The following is a 15,961-nucleotide window of genomic DNA, read 5'->3' as shown; positions in this document are numbered from 1 at the left end:
ATTGATCAAGCTCTCGCCAAGTAGTACCTGTTAGAAATTCGGCAACAGCCTGGCGTGTCAACAGCCGCCATCAGCAGCCCCGTCAACTCACAAGGGGGCATACATCGACTGCCGGTGAATTTCTTAGTCGCAGCCGGTCCCACGAACTTCCCGGATGGACCACTCTCGCTTGGTTCGTTCTCCCTGACGTGACGAAGGTCACGCGTCTAATGGAGAATCCTGATGAAGATGGTGATCGTGATTGGCGTTACAGCCGTTAAGACTCTTTTGATCAAACCTGTAAGCATCGCTGAGAAGATTTGAACACCAAATCGCTTCAGGGACGACCGACACTCCCACGGGGGTGTCCTATCACTTGTCATCGCCCGGATGGCGCGTGCGCCTTGGCGTTTCTTGTGTAAGTGCTGATCAACACATTCGGCGAGGCCAAAAGCTGCCAACCGTGTTGAACTACCGACCGACCCTTCATCTCATGTGAGATCTCGATCGATGCCCGGTTTGCGTCCGAGTTCGCCTTTCAATCGCGTTGGTATCTACTTTGACAGACAGCAACTCTTTGGCTGCTTGGTCAAACGATCCATCGCCGGGAAGCTTCAGCATCGCTCGGAATCCGTTCTAATCACTGACGAAGATTATGCCGGTGCCACAAAACAACTTTTGGCGAAGCTCTCGATCGATGAATCGATCCCAACGGAGATCATTGGTGCGATCCCAACCGATGATTGTATCGTAGTCTCGATGTCGACTGACGCGAGTGAAGGACCGGAGGCAGCCGAGCAACAACTTCGCCAATCCCTTCGTCAATCGACGACCGGTTTGGATCAGCTTGCCTTTGATGAATTGACTTGGCATTCCAGCCATCAATCGGTAATCAGTCTGACTGCTACGGCTCAGGATCGGATCGGTTTGATTCGCGAAGCGGTCAGCGGTCTGGGACATCGATGGCGAAGTCTTCAGCCAGCGCCCTCCTCGTTGACGGCAGATGTCGGCAGATCGGCGAAACGGGAACGCACGTCGACCCGATTGTTTGTGGGAGAAACGAGTTTGCTGGGGGTGATGACCCAGGGGGCCAACCTAGTTCACTGGCAGAGCCAACCGCTTCCGCGCGGTGAAGAAGAGCGTGGCATCGCGTTGATCGCCAAAGCGATCGAATCGGAAGCCCGGGCTAAAGGATTCGAGCCTTCGACGGAAGGTATTCGCATTCATGGTCGGCATGAACTTCAATCTCTGATCGATTCGACTTGGCTACAAAAGAATCTCTCACGTGGTTACGAATGGTTAGATGGTCCGGCGATGAACCCGGGATTGATCGCACAAATGTGCGCGGACCAATTTTACTCCCGTCGGCAGAACCAATTTAATTTCGTTCGCTCCAAACCGGGCCCACCCCCAGACGCCCCAACCCCAGATGCCCCGTCTTCGCCCGAGCGTCATCGATCGATTTCGATCAAGAAACCGATCCTGTACATGCTCGCGATCTCGGTGGTCATCCTTGTCATTGCCGATCAACTCAGACGATGCCGAGAGGATTACACCACGGCACTTGCCTACACGCCATCGTTGACCTCATCAGGGGAAAACCCTCACGCCAGACTGATAGGATTCGTCTCCGACCACGAACTCATAAGCCAATCTCTTGATAAGCCGATCGGTCAACGCGGCAACGGCGCTGATTTCACTTCTTCGCTACACGAAGTAGTGCCTCAGCAAAGATCCAATCAGACGGCGTTGACTGATCGGGAACTAAACCAAGAGGACCAAGGTTCGCCGATCGAGCTAGTTTTTAATGCCGACTACATGATCGACTTGGCCGGCGCGCTGTCATCAACGGATCAACCGCCGAAGCCGGCCAGCGAAGCAATTGATGCAGAGCGGCTGATCATGCTGACCGGGGTTGCCCAATTGGGCCGGCAATCCTGGGCCGTCATCAACGGCCGAACTTGTCGCCTCGGCGATCCGATCGCCATTGAAGGGTATCCGGCGAGCACGGCCAAACTGTTGGCCGTCCGGCAGGATCACGTGGTCATCGGCATCGGTCGCAAGTCGTATTGCATCTCGTTTGACGATCCACTTCGGTCATCGAAAGCGGTAAGGAACTAGCACGCTTGCCGCGGACATTTGGAAAGGGGCACTCCAAATCATGAAAGCGGCAACAAATCATTCAAACGAGACGATTCATGGCAAACGGCAGCCACTCATCCTACAGTTGCTCAACCGTGTTGAAGCTTTCACCCCCGAAAGCCTAGAAGAACTCTGGCAGTCGGTCGAGCAATACGACACGACACTTGAGGAGCTTATTATTCGTAGCGGCTTGGCGAATGAAACTCAAATCGCCCAATGCTATTCAGAGCATTATCTGGTCCCCTTATTTGATCCGCCTGACGACACCCCTCCACCGATTGACCCGTCGATCGCATCGTCATTACCGGTTCGTTTGTGTTGCGAGCACATGATCGCTCCACTTCACGATGACGGAAGTTTGCTTGAGGTCGCGGTATTCTCCCCCGATTCATTGTTGCTTGCCGACGAGATTCGATCACAAACCGGTCGTCAAATGCGACCAATGTTTGCGCCGCTGTCGGTGATCGAACGAATCCTAACCACACTCTACGCACCGTCCGACGACGTTGATTCACTGCTGAACAAATCAAGTGACGGTCTAGGCGTCGGCGTGATGGCACCGCAAGACCGAGCCCCCCTGCTGTCCCATACGCGTCGTAATCCTGAACCAAATCATGGCGTACCTGACGGTCGTGATCATCGAATTACACGCTATATCCACACATTGTTTGAACAGGCGCTACAATGCAATGCGAGTGACATTCATATTGAACCTTCCGATACGGGATGTCGGGTTCGCCTGCGTATCGATGGTGTACTCGCGGAAATCCCGTCGCCGCCATTCGGTACGCTTCCGATCGCAATGCAGGGCAAGGTCATCAATCACCTGAAAGCCCTCGGACGTATGGATCTTGACGAGTGTCGGCGTCCACAAGACGGAACCATCGTCTTGCAGTCCGGCAACAATAGAATTGACTTGCGAGTGAACTCGTGCCCGACTGTTTATGGCGAGAAAATCGTATTGCGCGTGGTCAATCAGTCGGCCCCGTCTCATGACTTGGAACGTCTAGAACTCGACCGTCGTCAGTACACCGATCTTGTCGAATCGATCCGCAGTCCGAGCGGATTAATCTTGATGAGCGGGCCCGCGGGAAATGGCAAAAGCACGACGATGTACTCCTGCTTGAAGTTCTTAAATGATTCTCAAGCCAATCTCTGTACGGTCGAAGATCCGGTACAGATCAAGATCGAAGGGATCAATCAGGTTCAGGCAGAACCAGAACTCGGACTGACCTATTCGCACGTCATCGAGGCGCTGCTGCGACAAGATCCGGACATCATCATGGTCGGCGAATTGGCCGATCAGGAAACGGCGAAGACTTGTTTGAAGGCTGCGACCGCAGGCCATCTGGTTCTTTCGACGTTGCAGACCAGCGATGCGATCAGCAGTCTGGCGCGACTCGACGAATGGGGCATCGAACGGTCGCGTTTGGCCGACCAACTGCGGTTGCTTGTTTCTCAACGGCTGATACGACGACTTTGCGACGGATGCAAGACTGTCGATTCATTGGATGATGCCTATCGACAAAGGTATCGAATTCCTGCTGACGTACCTATTTATAGAGCGGTCGGCTGCTCCGATTGCCGACAAACGGGGTACCGAGGGCGTTTCGCGACCTTCGAAGTGATTCGAATGACATCGCGATTAAAAGACCTCATCCGCACGAACGCGTCACCGGATACGGTCAAGCACGCGGTCACGCAAGAAGGCATGAAAACGATTGCCCGGGGCGCACTGGCAAGTGTTATCGAGGGAACGACCAGCTTGCAAGAAGCCATCCGTGTCTGTTCGGATTGTCAATAAGGTTGGTATTGCCAGGGTGTGGTTGGCCGAACGTATCGGCCGAAGCGACCGAAACGGTTGGCGGGTTCCGCAAATTAATCATCAGACGCGGTCGAAGCACTAATCGATCGAATCGGTCCCCAATTCGACCGGGTCGTCATCTTTGCGTTTGGTTAGCAAGGCCTTCAGCGGCGTCCAAAACGAGTAGTAACAGAACGCAATCGGCAGTACCATCCAATGAATAAAGATTGCGACGACGACGACAAACAATGCCTGTCCGATCTGGTGGAGCGAACGTCGCCCGCGCGCATATTGCGCGACGAGGTGAGGGTATTGGAAACGTGACACCATCAGGTAGGCCAACACACCGGCCAGCGTTGGAATCACGTAGTGTGACGCGATCAACGCTTTCTCAGCGATCCAGGTGAGGTTCTCGTTATAGCTCGCCTCTTCGGCGATACTCTTCAATTCCGGCATTGCCAAAGCGAATGCGGCGAGCGTGCCGGCGGCGGCCGGACTGGGCAAGCCTTCAAAGGTTTCGTGCGTGTCATCTTCGTCGGTTTCGACGTTGAAACGGGCTAGTCGGATCAGCACACACAAGGTGAACAATACCCCGCAAGCCCACAGGAATCGCTGCGGCAATGCATCACTGATTCGCCAAATAATGACCGCCGGTGCTGTTCCAAACGTCACCGCATCACAGAGACTGTCCAGTTGGCCTCCGAATTCAGTCTCCTGTCCCGTCATTCGGGCTGCCGAGCCGTCGAGGGCATCAAAGAGCATCCCTCCGAAGATCAATAACCCCGAGGCGAACAGCTTTTGCTCCAGCGGCCATGCTAATTCCGGTCCACTGACGGCGACAGCGATCGCCCCTAGGCCGCACATCCCGTTGCCGAGCGTTAACATCGTCGGCAGCACGGCCAACATCAGCTTGCGTCGTCGTCGTCGTTTCTGCCGACGGAAGTCCTTCTTTGACAGCGATTGCAACTCACTTTCGTCGAATTCGATGTCGTCCGGTTTGGGACGCAATTCGCCTTTCAACTCGCTCATCGCCCGGCCCTGAAGGGTGCATTCATCAATGGTTACCTATTTCAATTCACAACAAAGCGTTCGCCGACAAGAACGTCAAACGCCATCGGGAGATGCCACGGGTGCCCGAATCGCATTCCCTTTCCGGCGGCGAACCGATCAACTCGGTGTGTCGACATCATCCCAGTCCGCATTTTCAAAACACGTCAACCAGTTTAGCGAATGTTGACGTTCGGCGACGACTCCTCCCTCGATTCCGCCCGGAGGATCAACGTTGTTGATCATCGCTTGGCGTGTGGCCCAAAGCAAACGGTAGTTTAAATCGAGGGCATCAAGGATTTGCTCGACAGGTCGCAATTTTGCTTCGGCGACAAAGTCTCGCGCATCGACCGACATCATTAGTTTGGCGGCCGCAGGAACGTCGCAGATTTCATCCGGGAACGGCAACGAAGCGGAAAGCCCCAACGCCCACTGAAGGGTCGCTAGTGATTCGTACCTCCATCCGGCTGCCGATACATCATCTTCACCGGGCGTTTCGTTAGCTAAAAAAGCTTCTTCCCACGGCGTCATTGCCTGAAACGCCAGCGGTTGCTTCGCACGCAAAGCGTCCAGCGGGATCGCTTCTCCGGTCGCTAATGATTCGGCGCGTACGGCGACGACAAACAGTGCCAACGCCCGCCAGGCGACTTCGTCGGCCGGCCGCATGTGGACTTCGCATTCACCAATCACTGGCGGAAGCGATTCCGGCGTATCGATCCCCCGGTTACGAAGTTCTAGTTCTGTTTGCACCTTGCGTGAGCGAGCCTCGACCGGAAACGGCAACTGAGCTTGTGGGTCTGGTTGCAAAGACTCTCGTTCAACCAACACGGCGCCATTGGGATCACGAATGTTGCCATCGGGCAAAAACAGGATCGCATTGCATTCCCACGCCCATGGTGCGATCGCCTCGAGATACTCCGCTTCGATCTCAAACGATAGGATCACGTTGGTTCGCTGTAGATGACGGCAGACTCCGTACACCGATTGACTGATTTCGCCACCGGATTTTTCAAAGATCTGCCCCACCATTTCGATCAAGTGCTGATCGAATCCCGCCGTACTTAAATCCCGACGGGTTCCCGACTGATGTGGGAATTCGGGCCAATTCGCGTCGCGATCGGTGCAGTAGGCAAAAACTTGAACGGGCATCTTAACCCAACAGTTCCGCGCCGAGTTCCGTTTTACATTTACCGATCACCGCTTGCACGAGCGCATCGGCTTCTTCACCGCTAAGTGTCGCATCGTCTTTTTGTAGCTGCACGGTCATCAGGATTCGCTTCATGTCTTTTCCGTCTCGATCGGGATCCCGGTACGTTTCACGATATGTCACCGCTTTCAGTTGGCTTCCGACGGCGGTGCGTGCGATCGTTTCCAACTCGTTCCAGCGGACGGACTCCTTCATGACGAAGTTCAAATCCCGCTCGACACTTGGATACATGCTGACCGACTGTTGCTGCGGAACCAATCGAGCATGGTCCATCAACGTCGACATCGATAATTCGGCGGTCACGACGTTTCCTGGTAGTTTCCATTGTTTGAGCGTTTTCGGATCGACCACGCCCAAAAAACCTAAACGATCTTCGCCAAGCGTTAGCTCGACGACTTGTCCTTCGACGAAACCATTCAGTGGGCTGGGAGTGACGTTCAGTTCGCTCCCAATGCCCATGGTTTGGCAGAGCGTTTCGACCGCACCTTTGACCACGAAGAAATCTTCACCGGAAACGAGGCCGACGCTGTAGTGTTCGTCGGGCAAACCTTCGGGCGATTCGGCTGGCAAGTAGACGTGTGCCATTTCGAACAAGTTTGCCTCGATCGACGCAGACGCCCAATTGTTCGCCCGGGCTTCGAGCAAACTCGGCAGCAGTGATCGGCGGATCGTTTTGGCACCTTTGAGCATCGCCGTTTGGGTGACCAAGGCGGGGCGATCGGTCCACGGCGACAGCGATTGGTCGAGTGCCTGCCGCGTCACGCTAGGGGTCATCGCTTCGCTGTAACCGGCCGCTGTCAGTACATGGCGAATTTTTTCGGCGGCAACGTCAAACGGTCGCTTGCTACTCGGGGCAACCGGAATCGGGCTATCTTCGGGGATTTTGTCGTACCCGTGTACGCGTGCGACTTCCTCGATCAAGTCGGCTTCGCGTGACAAGTCATGACGCCACGACGGAGGAACGAACTGGCCTTCGTCACTGGTCACCTTGACCGTTGATTGGCAACCAAGTGCGTTTAGGATCCGAGTCGTTTCGTCGGCGGAAACCTTGATCCCTAGAATCCGCTCGATCTCTGATAACCGGAGAACAACCGGCGGATTGGGCTGAACGTCTGGAGCGGTATCAATGATGCCATCGGCAACGGTTCCACCGGCGATGTCAACGATTAACTCACAAACACGCCGACTCGCCCAGTCGACACCGACGGGATCGACACGGCGTTCGAATCGATACGACGAAGGACTATGAAGCTTCAACGCACGGGCGGTTCGCCGGACCGATAGCGGTGTGAAGATTGCTGCCTCGATCACCAAATCGGTGGTCGTCGCGGTGACTTCCGAATCGGCTCCCCCCATGACTCCTGCAACCGCGCAGGCCCGGCTCGCATCGGCGATCACACAAGCGGACTCGTCCAGTTCGTACTGGCGATGGTCGATCGCAGTTAACACTTCCTTGGGCTTCGCAGGACGAACGACAACCTTTTGACCGGCCAACTTCGAATAGTCAAACGCGTGCAAAGGCTGCCCACATTCCATCATCACATAGTTGGTCGCATCAACGATGTTGTTGACGCTCTGGGGAACCTCCACCGACTGGTCTTTGTTTCGCCGCCAGAAAACCGACCGCAGGGCTTCGACCAACCAGTCAGGACTCGGCCCGACTTTGACACCTTGAATGATCCGAGCGGTGTACCGCGGACACGCCTCGACGTATTGGTTGTCAACTGCCAGTAGCGATTGAACGTCCGTTGAGGAAGGCGACAGCGTCGGTTGCGGGACGTTTAGGTCAAGATCAAACAACACCGCGATTTCACGAGCGACGCCGATGTGGCCCAGACAATCGCCTCGATTGCTTGTGACCTCCAGGTCGATGCAGTAGTCACCCTCGACAAGCGCCGGATTGTCTTTCCATGAGTCGGTGCCCTCGTGATTAAGTCCGCTAAGGCTAAGTTTGTTTTCTAATTCGATCCGATCCATCGACAGATCGACATAGCGACTTAGCCAGTTCCAAGAAACCAACATGAGAGAGTTACGATCGCTGTGGGAAGGGGGTTATCGAAATCACTCGCCGCAAAACGACGCACCGAGCCGATCAGCCACGAAATTAGAACTGCGATAAAAATCGCATGTCGCCGCTGTACAGATCGCGGATGTCTTTGATGTCGTGGCGTCGCATGCAAAGCCGCTCGACGCCCAGGCCGAACGCAAATCCAGAAACCTTTTGTGGGTCATAGCCCACTGCCCGAAAGACGTTCGGGTCGACCATTCCGGCACCACCGAACTCAATCCACTTCCCATCCCAGTAGAAGTCGACTTCGACACTCGGCTCGGTGAACGGAAAGAACGACGGTCGGAAGCGGATTTCGACGTCGCCGCCGAGGTAGTTTGTCGCGAAGATTCGCAGCACCGTTTTCAGATTGGCCATCGTCACGTTGGTGTCAACGTAGAGGCCTTCCATCTGATGAAACATCGGGAAGTGCGTCGCATCGGGAGCGTCGGGTCGATAAACTCGTCCCAAGGAAATCACTCGAATGGGAGCTTGGTTTTGCTCCATCACGCGAATCTGCACGGTGCTGGTTTGGCTTCGCAGCAAACGCGTGCCTTCAACGTTTTGGCGTTCGGCGCCAGCGGCCGCGGTGGCAAGGTAAAAATTATCCAATGGATCACGGGCGGGGTGATCTTCGGGAATGTTGAGCGCGACAAAGTTGTGGTGTGGGTCCTCAACCTCAGGGCCTTCCGCCGCTTCAAATCCCATCCGCCCCATGATCTCCATCAAGTGGTTGATGGTTTGGGTGATCGGATGAATGTGTCCCAATCGCGGGCGAATCCCGGGCAGTGTGGGATCGAACGTCGGATCACCCGATTGCTCGTCGCCGCCAAGAAGTCTTGACTGGGCCTGTTCGACGGCGGCTTCGATCGCCTTTTTGACTTCGTTCAGCTTCATCCCGGCAGACTTTTTGTCCTCCGGGGCGACGCTTCCCATCTGCTTTTGAATGTCTTTGAGGGCGCCTTTCTTTTGACCGACGTACTTGACCCGTGCGGCTTCAAACGCGTCTGCGTCAGAGGCGGCTTTCAGGGTATCAATCGCCTCGGCCTGCAAAGCGTCGAGTGCCGATAGAAAGTCTTTCAGAGACATGAGCCTTTGGAATATCGCAAGATCATCGGGCGTCGCGACCGGTGAAAAACGCCTCCACCGGAGTATCGAGGACATCGACTTTATGTCGAGGCCTTGATTTGGTGACCAGTGTGACGTCGGATTCGCTTCCTGGGAACCGGCGTAGGCAGTCCGCTCACAAAAGAAGATTGTGGTGCGTTCCTTCCACTTGAAGTCGTCGCCCAACATGGGCTCTACAATCGACCACCGCAAGCATCGACAACCCAATCTTCATGCCGCCGGTTCGCTCCCTCTCGCCGGATGCGTTGGCCTATCGGCACCACTGGGCCGCTCAGCAGCCGCCAAGGCGATCCAGCGCCGTCGACCGCCGGCATGTAACCCGCCGGAGGAGGCTGGGCTGAATCGTGATTCGCCCGCACGGAGATTCGTGCGGGCTCACCGACAAGAAATGCGACGCGTCCTAACAGTGCGGTCGGTCTAACGACGCGCACGGTGGGCTTAAGCAGCGAGTGCTTCCTTCACCTTGTCAACGACGGCCTTGAAGCCATCGGCATCGTGAATTGCCATTTCCGAAAGCGTTTTACGGTCCATCTCGATACCAGCTTTCTTCAAGCCAAAGATGAATTCGCTGTAACGCAAATCGTGCTGGCGGCACGCGGCATTCAAACGAGTAATCCAGAGACGACGAAACTCACGTTTGCGGACCCGGCGGTCACGGAAGGCGTACGCGCCGCTTCGCAGCAGGGTTTCTTTGACAGTTCGCGTCAGTTTTCCGCGTCCACCGCGATAACCCTTGGCTCGCTTGTATAGACGCTTTTTCGATTGCCGCCGCGCGGCTCCACCAGTTGCACGCATGGGTGCATTCCTTCGATTTGTATTGGAGTCAGGCCCCGGTCGTTGCCAACGCTAGCGAATGTCGCAGCACGTGGTGACCGAAGTTTGATTGCCCATCCAATTGGGGTAAATAATCAGTTCAAACGAATAGAAGCGACAGCTCAGTAGCTGTTGCCATTCAACGCCGCGTGGATGGTTTTTTCCATGCAAGGATCAACCGCAGTCGTTCCACGCAGATTTCGTCGACGCTTCTTCGACAAGCCGTTCGCCAAGTGGCTAGTGCCGCTTTGACGGTGCATCGCTTTGCCGGTAGCGGTCAGGCGAAATCGCTTTTTGGTACCCTTATGGGTCTTGATCTTCGTTCCCATCGTTCCGTTTTTCAGTCTACAGGTTGGTTGTCCAGTCAAAATCTGCATCGAGTTCGAATGGAGCCAGAAATAGTTGTCGCGGGCGTCGTTAAACGCCACCGCTTCACTGTCTCATGGGGGACCGCGAAGGTTATCAACTGTCTCGGCGATCTGGAAGAGGGTTCCTCCGTCCAATTCGCAATAAACTCCGCTTCGGCACGGAATTTGACCAGCACCGACCGCCAAACCGCAGGCACCTCCCCGCAGAGGGGAATCTAGCCGCCATCGCTGGCTCGCTGGTTCTCCACTGCCGGCTCACCCGCGAAGCAGGGAAACAGCCCCACTTCCCGCCAGGCCCCGTAGTAGCCGCGCAATCCACCGGGGGTTGCGAATTCGGGCTGCCGATCATCGCCCGACGAATTTCGTCATCAATTTGGCCCTCCTTGGTGCTCGACGACGCATTGTCTCGACCACACATTGCGCAGCAACCTCGACTGTTTTCTCGCCCGACGGTTAAAACTGAGTTGTCAGTCAATGCCTTGAATCGACCACCTGTAGCTCAACAATCCGATCTGCCGGCATCCCCCAACAGGCTCGATCGACTCCCGGCGATTGACCGTGGGACGCACCATCGCGTGCTTTGAGGGGTAAAGAATATTTCAAAACGGTAAATGCAATTGACATGACTGCCAGCGAAATCCAATCGAACGTCGCCAACATGAAGTCGGAACAACTTCCTGTTCCCGACGATCAGTTGCACGGCTGGACACACTTCCTTGGCCTCTACGCCGGCGAACATGTCGCCGCGACGGAGTTTGTCATTGGAGCCACTTTCGTCGCACTGGGAGCGACGACCCAAGACATCTTGATTGGGCTTTTGATTGGAAACATTTTGGCAATTCTGAGTTGGACGTTGATCACCGCCCCGATCGCCGTGCAAACGCGATTGAGCTTGTACACCTACTTGCACAAGATCGCCGGCGATTCGGTGACGAATCTCTACAATTGGGCGAACGTGGTGATCTTCACCGTCATCTCTGCGGCGATGATCACGGTTTCCTGTTCGGCGGTGCGGTTGTTGTTCGGCATTCCGGCTCAACTGATGTGGTACCCGACCAACGGTTTGTTCGTACTGATCGTCGTTGCGGTGGGCATGATCGTCGTACTGGTCGCGATGTATGGATTCAGCGCTGTCGCGGAATTTTCCAGCATTTGTGGTCCATGGTTGGTCGTGATGTTCAGCAGTGGCGCGTTAGTGTTATTTCCGGCGCTTTCCGATTCGGTTCTTGGCCGCACCTTCCTCACCGGCTTCGATGATTTTATGGCGATCGGTGATGCGTCAATCTGGACAGGAGTCAACAGTGCGGGCGAGCCGGGGATCGGACTATTCGAGGTGGTCGGTTTCGCCTGGGCGGCAAACACACTCACGCACTTCGGACTGATCGACATGGCGATTTTGCGATACGCCAAACATTCGATGTATGGGCTCTGCAGCAGCGCGGGCATGCTGTTTGGTCATTATGTCGCTTGGATTGCCGCCGGGATCATGGGCGCAGGAACGGCGGCGTTGATGAAGTCCACGATTGTGGAGTTGGACCCCGGCGATGTTGCCTATCGTGCGCTGGGCTTGTCCGGATACGTCATTGTCATCGTTGCCGGTTGGACAACGGCAAACGCGAACCTGTATCGAGCGGGCTTGGCTGCACAAGCCATCTTTCACCAACATCCGCGAAGACAGGTGACTCTCATCGTTGGTGTTGTGACGGTCGCGATCGCGTGCTTTCCCTTTGTGTTCAGTCAGATGCTACCGCTGCTGACGTACGCGGGGTTATTGGTTGTGCCGGTCGGTGGAATCGTCTTCGCGGAACATGCAATTTTTCCCCGTCTTGGTCTGACACGCTATTGGTCGCGATATCAGCACGAGCGTCGAAGTCAGCAAGGCATTCGGAGCGCATTGAACGAAGGGGACCGGGCTGTATCGATCGAAAAACTTCGGAACGTCTCGCCAGCCGTTGCATCGTGGGTTGCCGGACTGGTGTTTGGATTCGGTCTGAATGCCCTCAACGTGATGTCTTTCTTCTACCTCTTTTTGCCGACGTGGGCATTCACGATCCTCCTCTACACGTTGATGGCGAAGTGGGCAGGAGCCGGCGCCGACTACCGCACCGAAATTGCACGCGACGAAAAGCTGAATGAAGCGATCAAGGCCTATCAAGCCAAGCAGTCGCGACAAGAACGTCCCCTCGCAAAGGACACGTCAACGTTTTCGCGGATATTAAAAGCGGTCGCTTGGACTAGCCTCGCCTTTACGCTAACGATTGCGTTGGTCGTCATGTTCCGTAGTCCCAACATGGTCAGCTACGAGTCCAACTCGCAAATGTTTTATACGTGGGGCTTTGTCTTCACGATCACCTACTTTGTTGCGGCATACTGGGCGTTACGACGCGGTAAGACACGACACCCTCAGCGGAAGCTGCCATGAATTCAACCGTCTCACTCAGACAATCCTCCCTCTCACAGCTTCCACCCGGAATCATTCGCCCGCGTTACGATCGCCGCAAGTTACAGACTGGCATTGTTCATGTCGGCGTCGGCGGATTCTTTCGCTCACACCAAGCCTCCTATACGGAACAGTTGATGCAGAGAGGTGACGCCGCACAGTGGGGCATCTGCGGTGCAGGCTTGCGTGAAGCCGACCGCAAAATGCATGACGCGCTTCGCGCGCAGGACTTCCTTTACACCCTGATCGAAAAATCGCCCGACGGACATATCGAGAACCGAGTGATCGGATGCCTGACCGACTTTGTGCTCGGCTGCGACAATCCCGAGTCTGTGTTGCAACCGATGGCGGCCCCTGCCACTAAGATCGTGTCATTGACGATTACCGAAGGCGGGTACAACATCGACCATGAAACCGGCGAGTTCGATTTTTCCAACCCCGACGTCATCCACGACCTTGAACACCCGAAGCGACCGCGATTGATCTTCGGCTTCCTTACTGAGGCGCTGCGGCGTCGACGCGATGCGGGATTGTCTGCATTCACCGTTCAATCCTGCGACAACATCCAACACAACGGCAATTTGACGCGGAAAGTCGTTTTGGATTTCGCCGATCGGCAAGACCCAGACCTTGCGAAATGGATCGATGTAAATGCGAGTTTCCCGAACGCGATGGTCGACCGGATCACGCCTGCAACGACCGACGCTGACATAAACTACCTGGAACAAGAATTCGGCCTGCTAGACCAATGGCCGGTCACTTGCGAACCGTTTGAACAATGGGTCATCGAAGACAAATTTTGCAACGGTAGGCCGGAATGGGAACGCGTCGGTGTCCATTTCGTGGACGACGTCACTCCTTACGAGACGATGAAACTGCGATTGCTCAACGCCGGCCACTCGGTACTGGGACTGCTCGGCGCGCTCCACGGCTACCAAACGATTCGCGAATGCGTCGAAGACCAACTGTTCAAGGAATTCCTTCGCAACTATCTCGATCTTGAAGCGACACCGACGCTCGACGCGGTCGAGGGCATCGATTTGGACGCTTACAAAGACACCTTGATCAAGCGATTTGGGAACCCAGCCATTCGTGACAGTGTGGCCCGCATCTGTCAGGGAAGTTCAGACAAAATCCCCGTTTTTATGATTCCAACGATCATCGCTAACTTGCAACGTGGCGGCAACATTAACTATGCCGCTTTGGTGATCGCATCCTGGTGCCACTATTGCGCCAGACAATCCGATCGGCACGGTGAACCGCTGGAAGTCAACGACTTGATGAAGGACGAACTAATTGCCGCAGCACGCAAAACCTCCGACGACAAACTAGCGTTCCTCAAACTAAAATCGATCTTCGGAAATCTCGCCGACGAGGAACGTTTCACGCGAGTTTATGAATCGATGATCACTGCGTTGAATGCTTCATCAGACGTCGCCAACGAGATGCGGGGTATCCTAAAGTCAGTTCAAAATTGACTTCAATGAAGCTGCCAAGATTTTCCTAATGAATGACTTTGCAGCCACCTAACACGACAGCACCGTGGCTGACACCCACAACACTGTCTTTCAAGGCAAGGTTGACTCGGCCACAATCGTTCAACCTTTGCGAATGCCGTTTCGTTTGACACGCTTACTCCGCTCCCTTTTCGATCACAGGTTTAACAATGATGAGAGACTCACGCTTTCCACGATGGTTTGCCGTAGCTGCCGGAGTTGTTTCCTTTTCGATAGCCGTCGTCTGGGTGCATGCACAACGACCGGGCAGTCGTGGTGGTGCGTCCGCCGTTAGCGAACCATACGTGGGTATCGTTACATCTGAAGGCGCGAAAGAAAATTTGTTTCGCATCGAGTCCACCGGTGTGACCACGCAACCCATTCGTATCGCGGCAGAAAAATTCCTCGCGGGATTGACCGACGGGCAACGGGAGCGAACCGTATTTCCGGTCGACGATAGCGAATGGAGAAAGTGGGACAACCGGCATCGAACTCCCCGTCAGGGAGTCGGTTTTGACGAAATGACGGAAGCACAGCGGACTCTTGCCTTCGACATGCTGGGGGAAAGCCTTAGTGCCGAAGGACTCAAGAAAACGCAGGACATCATGAAACTGAACGGCACCTTGGCCGAATTGGCGAACAATTTTGACGAATACGGCGAATGGCTGTACTGGATCACGATCATGGGCCGTCCTTCCGATACCGAGCCTTGGGGATGGCAACTCGACGGGCATCACGTCGTGATCAACTATTTTGTTTTGGGTGACCAAGTCGTGATGAGTCCTGTCTTCATGGGATCCGAACCGATCGAAGCAAAGGGAGGAAAATTCAAAGGAACGATCGTCATGCAAGACGAACAAGACAAGGGATTGAAGTTGATGGAAATGCTAAGCGACACACAACGATCCGAAGCGATCTTGATGAACCGGAAAGATGGCAACAACAACCTCGCGGAAGCCTACAAGGACAACATTGAACTGGACTACGCGGGAATCGCCGGTTCGAATCTCGACGAGGCCCAAAAGAAAGCTCTTTTGAATTTAATCGACGAGTACGTAGGTAACATGCGAGAGGGACACGCGAAGGTACGGATGTCAGAGGTGAAGCGGCATCTCGATGAAACCTATTTCGCATGGATTGGCGGCACGACCGACCAAAGTGTGTACTACTACCGAATCCACAGCCCGGTGATTCTGATCGAATTTGATCATCAACGACGTGTCGCGCCATTTCGCACCTCCGAGCCGATGCGTGACCACATCCATACCGTCGTCCGGACACCGAACGGCAACGACTATGGAAAAGATATCCTTCGCCAACACTACCACCGACACCCTCATTGACCGGTTCGATCGGGAGTCGAAATTCAGATAGGAAGTGGCTCCTACCTGAATTCATGAACCAAGACGATTCGGAAGAGAATCCTCTCTGCGATCAAAACTCGTTTGGCGGCATTCTGGAAAGAATGGAGAGCTTGCCGAACTGACCGG

11 protein-coding genes are annotated in these 15,961 nt (G+C 54.9%); 5 read left to right on the top strand and 6 right to left on the bottom strand.

The window, feature by feature from the left end; translation table 11 throughout:
- Nucleotides 1-489: 489 nt before the first annotated feature.
- The gene (locus FYC48_RS18965; protein ID WP_149498366.1) at nt 490-2,100 is read left to right on the top strand and encodes a hypothetical protein; all 1,611 of its coding nucleotides are present in this window, start codon (nt 490-492) and stop codon (nt 2,098-2,100) included.
- A gap of 40 nt (nt 2,101-2,140) precedes the next feature.
- Nucleotides 2,141-3,925: a GspE/PulE family protein gene (locus FYC48_RS18960; protein WP_149498365.1), complete on the top strand. Its 1,785-nt coding sequence runs from the start codon at nt 2,141-2,143 to the stop codon at nt 3,923-3,925.
- 99 nt (nt 3,926-4,024) lie between these two features.
- On the opposite strand, the gene FYC48_RS18955 is transcribed toward FYC48_RS18960, so the two are convergent.
- The 6 genes from FYC48_RS18955 to rpmI all read right to left on the bottom strand — a co-directional run bounded on the left by FYC48_RS18955 (nt 4,025) and on the right by rpmI (nt 10,496).
- On the bottom strand, nt 4,025-4,954 hold the full coding sequence (locus tag FYC48_RS18955) for a CDP-alcohol phosphatidyltransferase family protein (RefSeq protein WP_149498364.1): 930 nt from the start codon (nt 4,952-4,954) through the stop codon (nt 4,025-4,027).
- A 138-nt stretch (nt 4,955-5,092) separates the two neighbouring features.
- Nucleotides 5,093-6,121, bottom strand: coding sequence for a DUF4272 domain-containing protein (locus tag FYC48_RS18950; RefSeq protein ID WP_149498363.1), 1,029 nt, complete (start codon nt 6,119-6,121; stop codon nt 5,093-5,095).
- A 1-nt stretch (nt 6,122) separates the two neighbouring features.
- Nucleotides 6,123-8,201: a phenylalanine--tRNA ligase subunit beta gene (pheT, locus tag FYC48_RS18945; RefSeq protein WP_149498362.1), complete on the bottom strand. Its 2,079-nt coding sequence runs from the start codon at nt 8,199-8,201 to the stop codon at nt 6,123-6,125.
- Between the two features lie 82 nt (nt 8,202-8,283).
- Complete coding sequence (pheS, locus tag FYC48_RS18940; RefSeq protein WP_149498361.1) at nt 8,284-9,315, bottom strand: phenylalanine--tRNA ligase subunit alpha; 1,032 nt, start codon at nt 9,313-9,315, stop codon at nt 8,284-8,286.
- Nucleotides 9,316-9,792: 477 nt separating this feature from the next.
- Entirely contained in the window at nt 9,793-10,149 is a 357-nt protein-coding gene (rplT, locus tag FYC48_RS18935; RefSeq protein WP_149498360.1) for a 50S ribosomal protein L20, read from the bottom strand.
- Between the two features lie 140 nt (nt 10,150-10,289).
- Nucleotides 10,290-10,496 carry a 50S ribosomal protein L35 gene (gene rpmI, locus FYC48_RS18930; protein WP_149498359.1) on the bottom strand — a complete coding sequence of 69 codons (207 nt, stop codon included), beginning with the start codon at nt 10,494-10,496 and terminating at the stop codon, nt 10,290-10,292.
- 661 nt (nt 10,497-11,157) lie between these two features.
- On the opposite strand from rpmI, the gene FYC48_RS18925 reads away from it, so the two are divergent.
- From FYC48_RS18925 to FYC48_RS18915, 3 genes are all read left to right on the top strand, one after another.
- Nucleotides 11,158-12,957 carry a purine-cytosine permease family protein gene (locus FYC48_RS18925; protein ID WP_149498358.1) on the top strand — a complete coding sequence of 600 codons (1,800 nt, stop codon included), beginning with the start codon at nt 11,158-11,160 and terminating at the stop codon, nt 12,955-12,957.
- On the top strand, nt 12,954-14,453 hold the full coding sequence (locus tag FYC48_RS18920) for a mannitol dehydrogenase family protein (protein WP_149498357.1): 1,500 nt from the start codon (nt 12,954-12,956) through the stop codon (nt 14,451-14,453). The genes FYC48_RS18925 and FYC48_RS18920 overlap by 4 nt, the downstream gene beginning before the upstream one ends.
- A gap of 188 nt (nt 14,454-14,641) precedes the next feature.
- A complete protein-coding gene (locus FYC48_RS18915; protein WP_149498356.1) occupies nt 14,642-15,814 on the top strand; it encodes a DUF3500 domain-containing protein in 1,173 nt (390 codons plus the stop codon).
- The last annotated feature ends 147 nt before the right edge of the window (nt 15,815-15,961 follow it).

The organism is Roseiconus lacunae (assembly GCF_008312935.1).
Classification (GTDB): Bacteria; Planctomycetota; Planctomycetia; order Pirellulales; family Pirellulaceae; genus Stieleria; species Stieleria lacunae.
Note: the sequence above shows the minus strand (reverse complement) of the source record. Positions and strands in the feature narration are given on the sequence as shown.